The organism is Bacillus sp. MRMR6 (assembly GCF_001940785.1).
Lineage (GTDB): Bacteria > Bacillota > Bacilli > Bacillales > Cytobacillaceae > Neobacillus.
In genome coordinates this window covers 48,531-65,488 of record NZ_MSLS01000022.1, presented here as the reverse complement: position 1 = coordinate 65,488, position 16,958 = coordinate 48,531, and the positions used below count along the sequence as shown (strand labels likewise).

At 39.6% G+C, this 16,958-nt stretch carries 17 protein-coding genes; 4 read left to right on the top strand and 13 right to left on the bottom strand.

From position 1 onward, the window contains the following. Positions 1–18: 18 nt before the first annotated feature. Positions 19–930 carry a CBASS cGAMP-activated phospholipase gene (locus BTR25_RS18355; RefSeq protein WP_075689494.1) on the bottom strand — a complete coding sequence of 304 codons (912 nt, stop codon included), beginning with the start codon at positions 928–930 and terminating at the stop codon, positions 19–21. Positions 931–1,171: 241 nt separating this feature from the next. Between BTR25_RS18355 and BTR25_RS18350 the strand changes: the two genes are divergently transcribed. Next, the gene (locus tag BTR25_RS18350; protein WP_075689493.1) at positions 1,172–1,537 is read left to right on the top strand and encodes a carboxymuconolactone decarboxylase family protein; all 366 of its coding nucleotides are present in this window, start codon (positions 1,172–1,174) and stop codon (positions 1,535–1,537) included. Positions 1,538–1,624: 87 nt separating this feature from the next. Next, positions 1,625–1,783 (top strand): hypothetical protein, encoded by a 159-nt coding sequence (locus tag BTR25_RS27735; RefSeq protein WP_175596824.1) that lies wholly within the window; start codon positions 1,625–1,627, stop codon positions 1,781–1,783. Positions 1,784–1,844: 61 nt separating this feature from the next. On the opposite strand, the gene BTR25_RS18345 is transcribed toward BTR25_RS27735, so the two are convergent. Beyond that, positions 1,845–2,942: a metallophosphoesterase gene (locus tag BTR25_RS18345; RefSeq protein WP_075689492.1), complete on the bottom strand. Its 1,098-nt coding sequence runs from the start codon at positions 2,940–2,942 to the stop codon at positions 1,845–1,847. Between the two features lie 172 nt (positions 2,943–3,114). Between BTR25_RS18345 and BTR25_RS18340 the strand changes: the two genes are divergently transcribed. Continuing rightward, positions 3,115–4,257: a glycoside hydrolase family 18 protein gene (locus tag BTR25_RS18340; RefSeq protein ID WP_075689491.1), complete on the top strand. Its 1,143-nt coding sequence runs from the start codon at positions 3,115–3,117 to the stop codon at positions 4,255–4,257. Between the two features lie 45 nt (positions 4,258–4,302). Here the strand turns inward: BTR25_RS18340 and trhO are convergent, their stop codons facing one another. From trhO to BTR25_RS18325, 3 genes are all read right to left on the bottom strand, one after another. Then, entirely contained in the window at positions 4,303–5,250 is a 948-nt protein-coding gene (trhO, locus tag BTR25_RS18335) for an oxygen-dependent tRNA uridine(34) hydroxylase TrhO (RefSeq protein WP_075689490.1), read from the bottom strand. A gap of 174 nt (positions 5,251–5,424) precedes the next feature. Further along, positions 5,425–6,204, bottom strand: coding sequence for a DODA-type extradiol aromatic ring-opening family dioxygenase (locus BTR25_RS18330; RefSeq protein WP_075689489.1), 780 nt, complete (start codon positions 6,202–6,204; stop codon positions 5,425–5,427). Positions 6,205–6,218: 14 nt separating this feature from the next. Further along, positions 6,219–6,641, bottom strand: coding sequence for a DoxX family protein (locus BTR25_RS18325; protein WP_075689488.1), 423 nt, complete (start codon positions 6,639–6,641; stop codon positions 6,219–6,221). 279 nt (positions 6,642–6,920) lie between these two features. Between BTR25_RS18325 and BTR25_RS18320 the strand changes: the two genes are divergently transcribed. Next, positions 6,921–7,460 (top strand): helix-turn-helix domain-containing protein, encoded by a 540-nt coding sequence (locus BTR25_RS18320; RefSeq protein ID WP_075689516.1) that lies wholly within the window; start codon positions 6,921–6,923, stop codon positions 7,458–7,460. 70 nt (positions 7,461–7,530) lie between these two features. Here BTR25_RS18320 and BTR25_RS18315 read toward each other — a convergent pair whose 3' ends face one another. The 8 genes from BTR25_RS18315 to BTR25_RS18280 form a co-directional block, all read right to left on the bottom strand. Further along, complete coding sequence (locus tag BTR25_RS18315; RefSeq protein ID WP_139311280.1) at positions 7,531–9,276, bottom strand: sigma-54-dependent Fis family transcriptional regulator; 1,746 nt, start codon at positions 9,274–9,276, stop codon at positions 7,531–7,533. Between the two features lie 137 nt (positions 9,277–9,413). Continuing rightward, the gene (locus BTR25_RS18310; protein WP_075689487.1) at positions 9,414–10,562 is read right to left on the bottom strand and encodes a thiolase family protein; all 1,149 of its coding nucleotides are present in this window, start codon (positions 10,560–10,562) and stop codon (positions 9,414–9,416) included. Between the two features lie 48 nt (positions 10,563–10,610). Next, on the bottom strand, positions 10,611–11,591 hold the full coding sequence (locus BTR25_RS18305) for an NAD(P)H-dependent flavin oxidoreductase (RefSeq protein ID WP_075689486.1): 981 nt from the start codon (positions 11,589–11,591) through the stop codon (positions 10,611–10,613). Positions 11,592–11,806: 215 nt separating this feature from the next. Beyond that, positions 11,807–12,637: a crotonase/enoyl-CoA hydratase family protein gene (locus tag BTR25_RS18300; RefSeq protein WP_075689514.1), complete on the bottom strand. Its 831-nt coding sequence runs from the start codon at positions 12,635–12,637 to the stop codon at positions 11,807–11,809. 23 nt (positions 12,638–12,660) lie between these two features. Continuing rightward, complete coding sequence (locus BTR25_RS18295) at positions 12,661–13,599, bottom strand: MBL fold metallo-hydrolase (RefSeq protein ID WP_075689485.1); 939 nt, start codon at positions 13,597–13,599, stop codon at positions 12,661–12,663. A gap of 37 nt (positions 13,600–13,636) precedes the next feature. Continuing rightward, positions 13,637–14,428 (bottom strand): enoyl-CoA hydratase, encoded by a 792-nt coding sequence (locus BTR25_RS18290; RefSeq protein WP_075689484.1) that lies wholly within the window; start codon positions 14,426–14,428, stop codon positions 13,637–13,639. 113 nt (positions 14,429–14,541) lie between these two features. Next, positions 14,542–15,696 (bottom strand): acyl-CoA dehydrogenase family protein, encoded by a 1,155-nt coding sequence (locus BTR25_RS18285; protein ID WP_075689483.1) that lies wholly within the window; start codon positions 15,694–15,696, stop codon positions 14,542–14,544. A 97-nt stretch (positions 15,697–15,793) separates the two neighbouring features. Further along, positions 15,794–16,948, bottom strand: a complete 1,155-nt coding sequence (locus BTR25_RS18280) for a thiolase family protein (protein ID WP_075689482.1) — start codon at positions 16,946–16,948, stop codon at positions 15,794–15,796. Positions 16,949–16,958 lie beyond the last annotated feature (10 nt).

Below are 16,958 nucleotides of genomic sequence, written 5' to 3'. Positions count from 1 at the left end.
AGGGACAGATCTTTTTAGCTAATTTTCTAGAAACTTTAAGATCTCCTCTTTATTTTTTTTATAAACATCCCTTCCTAGGCTACTTAGACGATCCATGTATGAGGGGTCGTCAAACGGGACTTCCTCCCCTAAATCCTCATTAATTCTGAGGTAATTCTCCTTTAATAGCAGTTTACAATGGTATGAGACTGATTCTGATGACAAGTGAAGCGCTAAATCAAGTAGTTTTGGTGTTATTTTCATTGATGGAAAGTGAAACGGCAGCCAGTGCCGCACTCCCCAATACTTTTCATGATCAATGGTAAAATCAATTTTTTGAAGACCAGTACCCAATGACATAATTTTAATATCGTTCATATCTGTTTGGAAAAAATCTACTGCTTCCGTTAAACATACCAAGGATGGATTGTTTGCCCACAATCCTCCATCTATTGATAAATACTTGTTGTCTACATTGTTAGGAGGAAAATATACCGGTGCTGAACAGGAGGATAAAACCGAATTCCATAATTGAATGGTTAGCTCATCACTTCCTGGATGGCCATAGTTTGATCGATGAATAAATGGCTTTCCGTGCGTGAGATCGACAGCCGGAATAAGGAGTGGCTTTTCGATATCTGCTAGTTGTGTATTCCCAAAAGCTTTTTTTAATAGAAATCGGAGATATCGATCACTGTAAACACTTTTAAATAGCCCTATTTTGGCTTGGCGAACAAAGATTTTTTCTCCAAATTGCTTGTAGCTTTCCTGGATTTCGCTCATATTCTTATTTAAAGCCGCTGATGCAGCAATAATGGACCCTGTACTAGTACCTGCGACCATATCAAATAACTCACTTATTGGTCGTTTCAATTCTTCTTCTAATGCCCGTAAAATGGCAATAGCAAAAATCCCTCTTATTCCACCGCCATCAATACATAAAATTTTCATCCAATCCACCTATGCCCATTTTTTATATAAGTTTCCCCATCTATCATTAACTTATTTCAAAAAAACATATAATCTATTGACTTCGACAACAGGAATATCCTTAAAGACATGCTGAATTTGAGCTATTTCTTCAATTGTAATATGAGATTGGATTATATGTAACAAAAAGAGTTTAATCATTTCTTATTTGACTCATACTAACGTTGGATTCATGATTATCTGAAATGGAGATGAATGTACGATGGAATTTGAAGCGAGAAACTCTACCGAAGAAGCCCTTCACCATTATAAATCCGGGCTAGGGTTATTTACTCAAAAAATGCCAGAACTAGCGAGCCAATATAATGCATTTACGGAGGAATGCTTTAAAGAAGGTCAATTATCACAGAAGGAAAAACAATTAATTGCTTTAGGTATTAGCCTTCATGCCCAGGATGAATATTGTATCATTTATCACCTAAAAGGATGCTTAGATCAAGGCTGCTCTGAACAGGAAATTTACGAGGCAGTTGGTGTAACAGCTGCGTTTGGCGGCGGTGCAACAATGAGTCAAGCCGTAACTCTTGTACAAGAATGTTTTGAGGAACTAAATCAATTAAAACAGTAAGACAAAAAGAGGATGTCGCATTTTTTTTCGACATCCTTCGCTTTATCTCTAGATAAATTTCTATCCTTATCAGGAGGTGAAATCAAGATGGTTAGAATACATAATCCGAATAAATCAAATAATAAACAAAAGCTGGGAGCAGATAATCAGCTTCATGGCGGGATGATGGAAAATGTGGATCAAATCGCAGATTTAATTACGAAGGCAGCTACAGAAGAGAGCGAAAATCCTAAGACAAATAAATAACTATCAGATTGAAGCATATACAAAAAAAACTGAGAGGGTGATTCCCTTTCAGTTCTTTTCTTTACGGATTAAAGGTAATCTTGATCTCAACAATTTCTGACCGTGTTCCAATTCGAATTGGCAGTCCCCAGAAGCCATAGCCCGAAGAAACGATCGATTGGAGTTCTCCCTTTTTAAGATAGCCGAAATCATTTTCAAATAAACGGCTTGTAATTAGATTTCCTGGTGCCACCTGACCGCGATGAGTATGCCCAGATACGATAAGGTCTACCCCATTTTCTTCTGCTATATCTAAGTCATACGGCTGATGCTCAAGTAGGATGACAGGTTTAGATAAATCAACCTGCTTCATTAAGGTGGAAAGCTCAGCACGAACCACATCCCTATACCCTTTATCTTTCCTGCCAACTAAGGTAATTCCCTCTGGAAGCAAGAGAACATCATCATCTAGTACATTCATTCCGCTATTATTAAAGACCGCTACAAGATCCACTTCATCACGATCATGATTTCCTAAAGAGGCATACACTGGTGCATTAATTTCCTTGAAAATCTCCGGTATCCCTTCTTCAAGAAACGGTGTTACATCATCATCAATAATATCCCCTGGAAACAAGACAAGATCTGGATTTTTGGCGTTTATAAACTCCACTAGTTTCTTTGCCTGACCACCACCAGATAAGTCGCCAAAATGCATGTCCGAGGCCATGATGATCGTAAGGTTTTCTACCCCTTCAACCGCTTTAGGTATGTTGATTTGATAGGTTTTATATACAGGACTGTATGCATTATACATTCCATAAAAAAACGAGCAGACCATAATGGTTAAAGTCAAGAATCCAGTCCATTTTACAAATTTCTGTTTTGGTACTTTTGTAAACCTGCTTAAGAATACGGCAAGGTTTGCAAGTGGGAACAGCATAACAAAAAAGTAAAAAAACGAAAGCCAAATCGCTCCGAGCCAGGTAATAAATATGCTCTCGTTTAACCAACGTGCAAAGACGAACGAATAGGCTAATAGGAATAATACGCTCCAAAAGATATATTTAATACTCTTTCGATCACCTCTAAGTGACTTCAACCAAACCCAGACATTATAGCCAATATAAAAAATCAATAAATTATATAGTAGAATAATTCCAATGCCAACAATCCACACAGAAGAAACTCCTTTACGATTTTAGTCTTGATTTTATTAGACACGATATACGGAAATAACACAAGGAATAAACCTTCTCAAAACAATATATAACGGATATTACCATCTCCCCTCCTCCTACTTTTTTGTTACAATTTAAAGGTTAATAGAAAAATAGGGAGGGCTTCAGCTAATGAAAAAAAGCAATCTCCTCCTTGCAATGGTAATGGTTATTACCTTTATAGGAGGATATTTTACTGGTATATTATTTCCTTCAACAAAAGCACTAAAAGCTTCGAATACACTTACAATAGAAAATGCGCCAAAGTCAGCAAAAAAACTCGAGCAAAAAGCAGTTCCACCGTTTGAATCGGATCAGTCAAAGGTATTAATTGGGTATGTACAAGATTTCCGTGATCCTAAGGTAGTAGATTATGCTAAGTTAACACATGTTATCTTTTCCTTTGCTCATCCCACTAAGGACGGCGGACTCCTCCTTAATGGAGAATCAGCACTGAGCAACCTGAGGGAAATTGTTGCAATAGCGAATAAACACAATACGAAAGTAATTTTAGCTGTTGGCGGATGGTTTCACATAAATGGCGGGGAGTCTTATGACCATTTTAAAGTTGCAATCAGTAATAATGAGTCTAGATCGAAGCTAGTTCAGGAGCTTACTAGTATAGTAGAAGAAGAAAAACTGGATGGAATTGATATTGATTTTGAACATCCCCGCTCAAAAGCCGATGCAGAGAATCTCGCAGCTTTTGCTAAAGAGCTAAGTGATCACCTACATCCAAAAGGCAAGGAATTATCCATTGCAGTATATGCAAAAATCCACGCTGAAGCAGGGACGGTTACGGACTTTGTTGTTTATGAGCCAACCATGTTTCAGTTTGTAGACCATGTGAATATTATGGCTTATGATGGACATTGGGACGGTAGCTATAATGCAGCTAATTTATCCCCTTATCCGTTTACTGAAAAAATAGTAACCTATTGGGCTAGTTACTTTGAACAAAATAGTATAGATAAGGATAAACTAGTGCTCGGTGTTCCCTTTTATGCACAGCCAGAAGATCCTGATATTAAGCAGATCTCTTATTCAGCAATTGTAAACAACGACGCCGCAAATGCAGTAAAGGATACCGTAAGTATGAATGGGACAATCTACCATTATAATGGCGTAACTACCATACAAAAGAAAACAAAACTGGCTCTCGACCATGGTTTTGGCGGGATGATGCTTTGGGAGGCAGGTCACGATTCCCAAGGAGCTTATAGTTTAACCGCTGCTATTTTTGAGGAACTTGAAAAAAATGTTGTAAGCAAATAAATAAAAGGCTGTCCGCTCCTAAGTTGGAGTGTACAGCCTTTTTCATTAAAATTGAAGGTTCATTAGTCTTTCATTCACTTCTTCTTCCGTGAGGCCGTGTTGTGCAATGTATCGATTGCGGGGATGTGTGCGGCACTCATGAGAACAGCTCCGTAAATGACGGTGTTCATTCTCCTCAGAGCATAGAATCTTCTTATTACATTCTGGATTTGCACAGTTTACATACCGCTCACAGGGTTCACCATTAAAATAATCTTTTCCTACCACAACATGCTCTTTCTGGTTAACAGGAACACTGATCCGTTCATCGAATACATAAAGCTGACCATCCCACAGTTCACCCTGCACTTCTGGGTCTTTTCCGTAAGTAACAATTCCACCTTCTAATTGTGAAACATCTTCAAAGCCTTCATTTAAAAGCCAGCCTGAGAATTTTTCACAACGGATACCACCTGTACAATAGGTAAGGATTTTCTTTCCTTCAAATTGTTGTTTATTCTCCCTGATCCATTGCGGAAGATCACGGAAGTTTAGAATATCTGGACGAACAGCCCCTTTAAAATGACCTAAATCAAATTCGTAGTCATTTCGAGCGTCAATCACTACTGTATCTTTTCTTTGCATTGCCTCAAAGAATTCTTTCGGTTTTAAATGCTTCCCTGTCGTGACATTAGGGTTAACATCGTCTTCTAAACGAAGCGTAACCAATTCTGAACGGTAACGAACCTTCATTTTTTTGAAGGCATGCTCTTGTGATTCATCAATTTTAAATACAGTACCAGAGAAAAGCGGATGTTGGTCCATGTATTCCATATAAGCCTCAGTTTGTTCAACGCTGCCTGATACGGTTCCGTTAATCCCTTCTGCTGCAATGATAATCCGGCCCTTTAATCCTAATTCCGTGCAGAAGTCTCGATGTTCATTCGTGACTTCCTCAGGATTCTCGATATTCACATATTTATAATACAATAACACTTTATATTGTTGATCCATAATAACCACCTTATTGCTTTATAATAAATGTAAAATGTAATTTAGTTTACAACATAACCGTATTATTATATCAAGTATAGACACTATTTTCAAACTTAATGCCAAATCCTGCTTAGAAGGGCAACATTAGAAAACACTAACGCTCTATACGTTAGTGTTCTTTGTACAGCTATTTTATCCAAACTGCCAGACACTGTGACTCAAGTTACCGTAACGATAGCTACGATGTAGTAAGGCTGCTTTTTGGCTATCATCTGCTGCACCCATTGCATAGAAAATGGACACAAAATGCTCATTACCGTATTGTGGGACTGCATATTCTGCATTTGGGGCAAGAGTCTTGTATTGGAATAAGGAATCAAGCTCCCAGCTGTGAAGATGATGTGCTAACCAATCATCAAATTCTAATGCCCATTGATCAACTTGACCGTTATCCGCAAAGTTTACGGCTCTTAAATTGTGGACAGTTCCACCACTTCCGATGATTAAAACGTCATTAGCACGAAGAACTGATAAAGACTTTCCAATCTTATATTGTTCTTCAGGTAAAAGATAAGGATTAACAGACATGCTAATGACAGGTATATCAGCATTTGGATATAGAAGTCGCAGAACAACCCAAGCACCGTGATCCAATCCTCGGTTGGTTTCCACCTGATAAGGCACACCATTTGCTGCGAATAAATCCTGAATTTCTTGAGAAACTACCTGACTGCCTTGAGCTGGATATTTAATCTTGTATAACGCGGGATCGAAACCACCAAAATCATAAATCGTTTCATATTGAGTTACATCACTTACTTTTTGTAGATGTGATTCCCAATGTGCAGAGAACAATATAATCGCTTTTGGACGAGGAAGACTTACCCCAAGCTCTTTTAAAAATTGTGTATACTCATTATTTTCAACTGCAATCAACGGGGCTCCATGAGCAATAAAGAACGATGGCAACATACCGATTCTCCTTTTTATACAGATTTTGTTTCACTATTTTGGCCTTTGAACAATACTCGATCTAGAGCAAATAATTTACTATCGTTGATCGCAATGACCAACGCCATTGCAAGCAAAGCTAAATCTAATTCGTATCCAGCTCCTTGACCATTTCCTAAGAATCCGCCTGCTAATTTTACTTTAAACGTTGCACCTAGCATTAACAATACGAATAATGCTGAAACAATTCTGCTGCCTAATCCAATCATTAAAGCAATTCCACCAACCATTTCTAGTAAAGCTACAGCATAGGCAAAAAATCCAGGAAGTCCAATCGACTCAAACCATCCAGCAATATTCTCAATACCACCCTGGAATTTTACCAACCCATGAATAAAGAATGTGAAACCTAGGATTACTCTTAATATTAATGTACCTACTTCATAATTTTTTAACATGATCAATTCTCTCCTTTTTATTATGAGTGATCTCCATCTCAAACTATCCAATTTCTATTTAAGCCGTTTCTCTACTTGCTATATATCACTCTCCTGTTTTTTTATAGAGGTAAAATATTCATATAAGAATACTTGTAGACAAAAAAATAATCCGCACTTGTGTTTCTTAATACGAATCTTTATTTCTTAAAGGATAACAACCTGAACTATGGATTGTCAATTGTTTTTTTGCTAATATATAAATATGTTCTATATTTAAAAACTCAAGAGGTGAGTCATCTGGATATTGGATCAAAGATACGAGCCATACGAAATCGAAAAAAAATCACCATTGCCCAAATGTGTGATGCTACAGGGCTATCAAAAGGATTTATTAGCAATGTTGAAAATAATAACACTTCTCCATCTATTAGTACCTTACAAACCATTGCAAGCTTTTTGGAAGTCCCTTTGCCATACCTATTGCTAGAAAAGAAACAGCATATGCGTGTAGTAAGGAAGGACTCCCGGTCAACCACTACTTTTAATCATCTAAAGATTGAACATATTACCTCAATGGGCGGACTAAGCTTGAGAAGTGTCGAGTTTCCACCTGGAGCATCGATTGGTGATGCACATGCCCATGAAGGAGAGGAATGTCACTTAGTTTTAGAAGGGAAGGTTTTAGCGGAACAAGCTGAAGACTCTGTCATCCTAGAGGAAGGTGACTCTTTCAGCTGGAATGCAAGTGTTCCCCATACCGTTAAGAATATTGGAGATACAAGAGCTGTTGTCTTGATTGCCGTTTATTCCGCTGCTGAGTTAAATGATCTCTTATAGGAAATATGGCGAACAATAACGAGAAAGTGCTGAACCATTTGGGACATCACCTTCTCGTTTTTGCTGTTTATTAATTATAATTGTATTTTTTTAATTTATCGTATAAAACAGACCGGCTAATCCCTAAAAGCTGACAAGCCTTCGTTTTATTTCCATTCGCCAACTGTAAGGCTTTGTAAATAGCTGATCGTTCTGCTTTCTCTAGTAAAGATTGTCCTTCCGTACTGTCAACATCCGTAACAATACTTTCATAACCAATCTTTTTCATCATATATTCTGGTAAATCCTCCATTTCCACCTTACCGTTTTCTGCAAAAACCATCGCTCTTTCCCATACATTACGCAGCTCGCGGATATTACCAGGCCAATCATATTCTATCATTGCTTGTTCTACTAGGGGATCCCAGCCAGTAATACTTGTCCCATTTTGTTTATTCAGAACACGAATAAAAGATTCGCTAAGCAGCATKATATCTTTTTTTCTTTTTCTCAGTGGCGGCAGTTCAAAGGAAATTACATTAAGCCGATAAAATAGGTCCTCTCTAAAGGTTCCTGCTTCCACCATTTTTTCAATGGGGCGGTTAGTAGCGGCAATAATTCTAACATCAACCTCTACTCTTTCTGTCCCTCCGACTCGATAAAACCCGCGCTCCTGCAAAACACTTAACAATTTGGCCTGCAGTTGTAACGACATATCACCCACTTCGTCTAAAAAAAGGGTACCACTATGCGCTAAATCAAATTTACCCATTTTCCCTTTATTTTTTGCACCTGTGAATGCACCTTCCTCATAGCCAAAAAACTCTGATTCTAATAGATGCTCAGGAATTGCCGCGCAATTGACGGTAATAAAGGGCCCTTTCGCAAATGGGCTGGCATTATGCATCGCATGTGCAAAAAGCTCTTTACCAGTTCCACTCTTGCCACGGATTAAGATTGTTGTTCGGCCTTTTGCAGCTTTCATTCCGCTTCTCATTAATTTCTCCATTTGAGGATCTTTCGTAACAATTTGCTCGAAGCTAAAACGGGCTTTTTCAGTTTTTCGATCCGAAACTTGCATCCTTTTTTCATTGTTTTCAAAACTCTTAAACTTTTCTCTGACCTCATGGAGTTGTCGATAGACAATTTTTCCAATTGCCCCAATCATTTTGTCATCCTGGTATACCGGAATCCGATGGACCATATAGTTGATTCCCTTTACTTCCATAAAGTCGCTAATATCGGCGACACCGGTTTTTAGTACGGTACTTATTTGCAGATGGGGGAGAACCTCGTCCACCCGGGTGTGATCGAAGTTTACATCATGAAGTTCAAAAAGTTCTATAAGTGAAGGACTGATGAAACTAATTTCTTCCTTTTCGTTTATCATGACTAACCCATCATATGCATTATGTAGAACTGACTGTAGAATCGTTTTCCACTTTTTTAAAAGTTTACTTTCATTTAAATAGTTCATGACAGCATCTGTTTGAGTAAATAACCCTACAGGTTCTCGATTGTGGTTAATGACAATCCCAGTACCCACCTTACTGTCAATTAATAGATTGTCTAATGCCTCAATGGGAGTATCCTCTAACATGGTGCCAACATCTCTAATTAAATAATTCTTAATAGGTGTATTCTTTTGTAAATCCGCAAGGAGCATATGATATAAGGAACTTCTTGTAAAAACTCCAAGCAGTTCCTTATTTGCTGGATTCCTGACAGGGACCGTGTTCCATTTAGAATCTTTCATAAATTGCAGTGCCTCAAAAAGTGTGTTATCAGGAGATAAACATTTTTCTACAGGGGTCATAATGTCCTTAACTCGTTTCAAGTTACCCCTCCTCATTAAGAAATAGTGCTTCGATCTATTTAAATTATAGCATGTATTACTAATTTTCTGTAAATTGAACATATATTTAAATCACAAAAAAGCTCAGGATACAACACCTAAGCTTCTGTTTTTTATATTTAAATTCTCTCGATAATCGTTCCGTTTGCCATACCGCCGCCTTCACAGATGGCTTGCAATCCATAACGTCCGCCAGACCTTTCTAGCTCATGCATCATCGTGATCATCAGTCGTGCCCCAGTAGCTCCTAGTGGATGTCCTAATGCAACTGCCCCGCCATTTGGATTGAGCTTCTTCATATCTGCCTTCATTTCTTGCATCCAAACCATCGGTACAGGTGCAAACGCTTCATTTACTTCATACGTATCCATATCCTCAATGGTTAGCCCAGCCCTTTTCAAGACTTGTTTGGAAGCCTCGATTGGCCCTGTTAACATTAAGGTTGGGTCTGAGCCAACAACCGTACGAGCAACAATGCGGAACCTTGACTTAAGACCTAGTTCTTCTGCTTTTTCTCTAGACATTAAAAGTACAACCGCAGCACCATCACTCATTTGGCTGGAGTTTCCTGCATGAATTTTACCATCCTTCATAAAGGCAGGCTGTAGTGAACTTAACTTCTCAATGGTTGATCCTTTTCGCGGCCCCTCATCCTGGGTCACAACTGTCGTTGAGCCATCCTCTAGCTTTACTTCTAACGGCATAATTTCTCGATTAAATCGTCCTTCTTCTTGAGCTTTAATCGCTCTAGTATGACTTTCTAACGAGAATTCATCTAATTGACGGCGGGTGATTCCCCATTGCTCTGCAATCCGCTCAGCAGAAATACCTTGGTGTATCATTTCATACTTTGATGTTAGCATTTCACTCCAGGTTGAATTTTGCCGTGTCGACCCAAATGGGACACGTGTCATACTTTCCACTCCGCCGGCTATGACTATATCCATATCACCACTTAATATAGCCTGGGCAGCAAAATGGATGGCCTGTTGTCCAGAACCGCATTGCCTGTCAAGAGTTGTTCCTGGTACGTGTATAGGAAAGCCTGCCATTAACGCTGCAGATCGAGCAATATTTAAACCGTGCTCCTCCACTTGATGAACACAGCCTAAAATAACGTCTTCTACCATTTCTGATGAAATTCCTGCACGCTTTACCACCTCTTGAAGAACTTTTGCCGCTAAGTCATCCGGTCTAACATTGCTTAAAGCTCCTTTTCTCTTTCCTACTGGTGTCCGAACTGCTTCCACAATTACTACTTCACGCATTACGATTCCTCCCTTTCTGTTTCTATTAATTTTAATACGATTTTTCCGTTATACTTTTGATAAGTTGGAAATCCGCTTTTGGATAAATTCAAATGATTGGTTGGCTTCACCAACAATTTTCGCAAACAATTCCTTTACAGTTAGCACTTCCTCTACGAGACCAACAGATTGACCTAAAGACCAAATACCCCCATTTAAATCCCCTTCAAAGTACACATTTTTACTTCTTTGCCCTGTGATGAATGGCAGTAATTGTTCAATGGTTGCACCTTCCGCTTCAAGTCTGTCAACTTCTTTACTCACTTCATTCAACGCAACTCGAGAGGGACTTCCTATGTTTCTTTGGATGACAATCGTGTCAGTTTCTTTGGCAGAAACCATCCATTCTTTTACGTGGTCATGAATTGGCGCTTCCTTCGTAGCCATAAAGCGAGTACCCATTACAATTCCTTCAGCACCCATTGCAAGAGCGGCGACTAACCCACGGCCATCAGAATAACCTCCCGCGGCAATCACCGGGATACTCACTGAATCTACTACCCTTGGAAGCAAAACTAATTGACCGACATCCCCCATACCAGGATGTCCCCCGGTCTCGTTACCAACAATAATCACGGCATCAACACCTAGCTTTTCAGCAGAAATCGCATATTTTACGCCTGCTACTTTGTGAAGCACAATAAAACCATTTTCTTTTAACTTTGGCATTAAATCTTTGGGACTTCTGCCGCTTGTTTCAACAATTTTAACGTCTTCCTCAACTAAGACATCAATGAAATCCTCATTGGGTGTAGCGGTTTGACTTGGAAAAAGATTAAGGTTTACGGCAAAGGGCTTATTGGTTAATGCCTTTACCTTTTGAATTTCACTGCGTAATCCTTCAGGAGTAATAAAGGTTTTCGAGGTGATCACTCCTAAACCGCCTGCTTCTGAGACGGCAGCTGCCAATTCTGCTCGGCCGACCTGAAACATTCCGCCGCATATAATCGGGTACTTGATTCCTAAAAGTTCTGTTATTTTTGTCTTCACTGTTCTTGCTCCTCTCGAAAATATACATTAATCTTAATCATTTAGTATGCAAGAACCATGCCAACTAATAGATAGGTGATTTAGCCAGTAGTTTTTGCCCCAGTGATAGATTGTGAATGGAATCTTATACATTTTGGCAGGGGAATTGTCTGTTTTTCATACAATCAAAAAGAAAAAACCGTCGGGATTCCCAAACGGTTTGTAATTTAATCTTATTACTCCCACCATGGATAAAACGGCGGCATATCTTCACTTACTTTCATTATAAATTGAGGCGGTCTTTTTTCTAAGAAAGAAGATACCCCTTCTTTTGCGTCCTCCTGGCTTCCCAGCCACTGGATCATCTTCGATTCAATCTTATGTGATTCCATTGGGTGGTCTGCACCAAGCATACGCCATAGCAATTGTCTGGTTAGTGCTACTGATATACTAGAGGTGTTTTCAACGATTTCTCTCGCAATTGAAATAGCGGTTGGAAGAAGTTCATCCTCCTCAACAACCTGACTAATTAGGCCGCCTGATAATGCTTCCTGTACGGAAAGAATTCTCCCTGTCAGCGTCCATTCAGCCGCTTTACTAATTCCAACCACTCGAGGTAAAAACCAACCGCTGCAAGCCTCAGGAGCAATCCCTCTTCGTGTAAACACAAAACCCATTTTTGCTTTTGTTGAGGCAATCCGAATATCCATCGGCAGTGTCATCGTAATTCCAACACCAACTGCTGGTCCGTTAATCGCTGCAATCAGTGGTTTTTTCATCTCATAGATTCTTAGTGTTAAACGCCCTCCCCAGTCACGATACTCACTTTCTGGGGTCTGGCTGTCAGCAAAGGTGTCGCCTCCATTTTCTAGGTCGGCTCCTGCACAAAAACCTCTCCCAGTACCTGTGACGATAATGGCTTTCACTTCATCCTTTTGATCAGCTCGATCAAGAATACCAATGAATTCATTGATTGCCACTTCTGTAAGGGCATTTAATCGCTCAGGGCGATTGATTGCAATCGTTAGAATATTGTTCTCAGTCGTACAAATGAAATTTTCGGACATAAGCAACGATTCCTCTCTTTTTTCTAAATTGCTTCGTAATACCAAGTACCACCTTCAAGGCTTTTTTTACATTGATTGTTTAGATATAGGTACTCAAGATGGGCTAGTGTTTCACCCACAGCAAACCTTGTTTCATGGATATTTAAGTTTTTAAACAATTGCTCATTCACTTGATAAATGGTTGCCGGCTGTTTAATAGCCGTATAGACAGCTTCAATTCTTTCTTGATGATGGGCAACCAATTCATCAATTCGTTTATTCGCATTTTGAAACGGTTGACCATGTGATGGAATGACGATATCCACATCTAATTTTTTTATTTTTTCAAGTGAGTGAAAGAAAGATTCTAACGGATTCCTAACTCCCCTAAACCAATAAGAAATATTGGGAGAGATCCTTGGTAAAACATGATCGGTTGAAAAGAGAAGGCTATTCTCCTTGTTATATAATGTGATTAATCCATCAGAATGCCCTGGGGTAAAAATGACTTCATATTCATATTTTCCAAATAAGATTTTCATACCTTCTGTTAGGTGATGATTTACCTTTGGATAAGGTTTTACCTGGGCATTAAAGCTTTTTTCATCAGTCGTTAACTCTTGTGAAAGATTGGCCGGAAGTCCGCAGGTGTCATAATTCTTGTTTACTACCAGCATCGATTCTGGTTCCCAATAGGACAATCCTGCATCAGCATCCACCTCGGTCATCCAAACTTCAGCTTTTGTTAATTGTTGTAAAGTTCCTGCATAACCAAAATGATCAGGGTGATAATGAGTTAAGATAATATCTGTTACCTCATGTTCCGCAATAATTGGTTTCCAAATTTCCTTTGTTATCTCTGTATTTAAACCTGCATCAATGATCGTCCAACCCTTTTCCCCTTCTGCTAAGAAACAATTCACATGGTTAAGTCGAAAAGGTAAAGGAATGGTAACTTGTTTTACAGCTATATCTGATAGCACGTGCTGTGACTCCTTCCTAATTAAAATAATTTGCTCATTAACGATGCTTGAAGGAAGGTGAACGCTTCTCAATAAATGCCGCGACCCCTTCTTTCACATCCTCAGTAGCAAACACTTCTGCAAATAAACTAGATTCAATGTCAATTCCATTTTCATAAGATGTATCCATTCCCTCATTAACAGATATCTTAATTCTGCTTAATGCTTGCAGTGAGTGTCCTGCCATCTTTTTGGCCATAGCCAAGGCAGTCTGCATCCCTTCACCTGTTAGTGCTACTTGATTGACTAACCCTATTTTAAGGGCATCTTCGGCGGTGATAGGGTCACCTAAGAACATTAGTTCTTTCGCTTTAGAAGGACCGATTAATCTCGGTAAACGCTGTGTGCCCCCTCCTCCAGGAAAAAGACCTAATTTTACTTCTGGTAAGCCAATTTTCACCTGTTCTTCTGCAATTCGAATATCACAGGTAAGTGCTAATTCACAGCCTCCGCCAAAAGTGATTCCGTTTAACATAGCGATGGTAGGCTTTGGCAGGTCGGCGATCAAATTTAATACCTTATGTGATTCCATGTTCATATTCTTTAATTCTTCTTGAGTCATATTAAGCCAGGAAGGAAACTCTTTTATATCAGCTCCCGCCATAAATGCCCTGCTGCCAGCACCCGTTAAGATAGCAACCACTACATTCGGATCTTTTGCAATCCCTGTAAATACTTCACCTAATTCGGCAGTTACTTGTGTGCTGAGCACATTCATTGGCGGATTGTCAATTGTTACGATGGCAATACCTTCTGACGTTTCAACATGAACTAACTTAGTCATTTTCATCATCACCCTTTTTTATTTTTGCGCTATTTTCACATACTTTGTTGTTTTTTATGGTTTAAACGCAACAAGTTCGTTCCATTTCACTCCACTAACGAAAACATCCAATTATTAAATTAAAGTCCCATGTTTTTTGCTATGATTACTTTCATGATTTCGTTTGTTCCAGCGTAGATGGAGGATATGGGGATGTCACGGTATCTTCTCGCAATCTCGTATTCTTCCATATATCCGTAGCCGCCATGCAGCTGCATGCATTCTGCTGCAACTTTCTTTGCCATATCTGTTGTCCACCACTTTGCCATCGACACTTCTGTCACAATGTCTTCCCCAGACATATGCTTAACAATTAGATCATCTACGAAGGTGCGGCCAATTCTAATTTGTGTAGCCATCTCTGCAATCTTAAACTGTGTATTTTGGAATTTGCTGATTGGTTTTCCAAATGCCTGACGCTGTTTCACATATTCCAATGTTATTTCTAACATTCTTTCTGCAGCGGTCATGGCACCAATCGCAACAGTCAAACGTTCCTGTTGAAGTTTTTCCATTAAGTAATAAAACCCTTTTCCTTCTTCGCCTAATAGATTAGAAGCAGGTACACGACAATCCTCAAAGATTAATTCTGCCGTGTCAGCAGAGTGCTGGCCCATTTTATTTAGTTTTTTCCCTTTACGAAACCCCGGAACATCTTGATCAATAGCATCCACTACAATAAGACTGATTCCATTGTGTGCTGGCTTAGCTGTTGGGTCGGTTTTACACACAAGAACAACAAAGTTAGTTGTGTAGCCATTAGAAATGAACGTTTTCTCTCCATTGATGACATAATGGTCACCTTCACGGACTGCAGTGGTCTTTATTGCCGCTAAGTCTGAACCAGTTCCAGGTTCCGTCATGGCGACAGAAGAAATGATGTCCCCGGTCGTACTACGCGGCAGCCACTTTTTCTTTTGTTCCTCCGAACCATAAGAGTTGATATATGGCATAACGATATCGTTATGTATTCCCGGTCCACTAATTCCGGTTCCTACTTTTTCAAGTTCTTCACCTAGGACAACGGAGTATCCAAAATCTGCATTCATGCCGCCATATTCCTCATCAAGCCATGGACATAAAAACCCAAGTTCTCCTAACTGCTTCCAATAAGACCCGGGCACCTGGTGGTCCGCTTCCCATTGTTCGAAATGGGGAATTACTTCTTTTTCTAAGTATTTTCGAAGTGATTTTCGAAAAATTTCATGGCTTTCTGTTAAAAATGGTCTTTCCATGTACTCACACACCTCTTTCAGATTATCTACGGGATTCTTCATATGAAATTTTGCGGAACTAAAAGTGTGGATTTAGTTCCGCAGAAAATTTTAATATTTAGTTCGAGATTCTCTCAATGATTGTGCCATTCGCCATGCCGCCGCCTTCACAGATCGCTTGAAGACCATAGCGGCCGCCTGTCCTTTCTAGTTCATGCATCATTGAAATCATTAGACGAGCACCTGTTGCCCCTAATGGATGCCCAAGTGCTATGGCACCTCCATTTGGATTTAATTTCTGAAGATCTGCCCCTACTTCTTGAGCCCAAACCATCGGTACTGGAGCAAAAGCCTCATTCACTTCATACGTGTCCATATCCTCGATAGAGAGGCCTGCCTTTGCCAGAACTCTTTTTGTTGCTTCAATCGGACCTGTCAACATTAAGGTTGGATCAGAGCCAACGACTGAACGGGCAACGATGCGGAATCTCGGTTTTAAACCTAATTCCTCCGCTTTCTCTCTTGACATTAATAGCACAGCAGCCGCCCCGTCACTCATTTGACTGGCATTCCCTGCATGAATTTTTCCGTCTTCAATAAAAGCTGGCTTTAAAGAGCCAAGTTTTTCAATCGATGTTCCTCTTCTAGGCCCTTCATCTTGTTTCACGATTGTCTTTGTTCCATCTTCTAACGTTATCTCTAAAGGCATAATTTCACGGTCAAATCTGCCTTCCTCTTGTGCTTTAAGTGCCCGTGTATGACTTTCTAACGAGAATTCATCTAACTGCCCACGCGTTAAGCCCCATTTTTCAGCAATTCGTTCGGCAGATAAGCCTTGGTGGATCATTTCATAGCGTGAAGTTAATTCTTCACTCCAATCTGAATTACGACGGGTAGCTCCCATTGGAACACGTGTCATGCTTTCAACTCCACCCGCTATTACAATTTCCATATCACCGCTCAAGATTGCCTGTGCAGCAAAATGAATGGCTTGTTGACCAGAGCCACATTGACGATCTAATGTTGTACCGGGTACTTGAATCGGAAAATCAGCCATTAATACCGCTGAACGAGCAATATTCAAACCTTGTTCTTCGACCTGTGAAACACAGCCCATAATCACGTCCTCTACTAGACCAGGTTCAATACCAGCTCGTTTGACTACTTCCTTTAATACCTTTGCTGCCAAATCATCAGGTCGTTCATTGCTCAACAAACCTTTTCTTTTTCCTACCGGTGTACGGACAGCTTCTACAATTACTACTTCACGCATCATTAATTCC

Coding starts and splice junctions, on each gene's coding strand:
- BTR25_RS18290 (WP_075689484.1), bottom strand. CDS start 14,428: ATGAAAATGACTAAGTTAGTTCATGTTGAAACGTCAGAAGGTATTGCC.
- BTR25_RS27735 (WP_175596824.1), top strand. CDS start 1,625: ATGGTTAGAATACATAATCCGAATAAATCAAATAATAAACAAAAGCTG.
- BTR25_RS18350 (WP_075689493.1), top strand. CDS start 1,172: ATGGAATTTGAAGCGAGAAACTCTACCGAAGAAGCCCTTCACCATTAT.
- BTR25_RS18325 (WP_075689488.1), bottom strand. CDS start 6,641: ATGTTAAAAAATTATGAAGTAGGTACATTAATATTAAGAGTAATCCTA.
- BTR25_RS18300 (WP_075689514.1), bottom strand. CDS start 12,637: ATGTCCGAAAATTTCATTTGTACGACTGAGAACAATATTCTAACGATT.
- trhO (WP_075689490.1), bottom strand. CDS start 5,250: ATGGATCAACAATATAAAGTGTTATTGTATTATAAATATGTGAATATC.
- BTR25_RS18330 (WP_075689489.1), bottom strand. CDS start 6,204: ATGTTGCCATCGTTCTTTATTGCTCATGGAGCCCCGTTGATTGCAGTT.
- BTR25_RS18285 (WP_075689483.1), bottom strand. CDS start 15,696: ATGGAAAGACCATTTTTAACAGAAAGCCATGAAATTTTTCGAAAATCA.
- BTR25_RS18280 (WP_075689482.1), bottom strand. CDS start 16,948: ATGCGTGAAGTAGTAATTGTAGAAGCTGTCCGTACACCGGTAGGAAAA.
- BTR25_RS18340 (WP_075689491.1), top strand. CDS start 3,115: ATGAAAAAAAGCAATCTCCTCCTTGCAATGGTAATGGTTATTACCTTT.
- BTR25_RS18310 (WP_075689487.1), bottom strand. CDS start 10,562: ATGCGTGAAGTAGTAATTGTGGAAGCAGTTCGGACACCAGTAGGAAAG.
- BTR25_RS18355 (WP_075689494.1), bottom strand. CDS start 930: ATGAAAATTTTATGTATTGATGGCGGTGGAATAAGAGGGATTTTTGCT.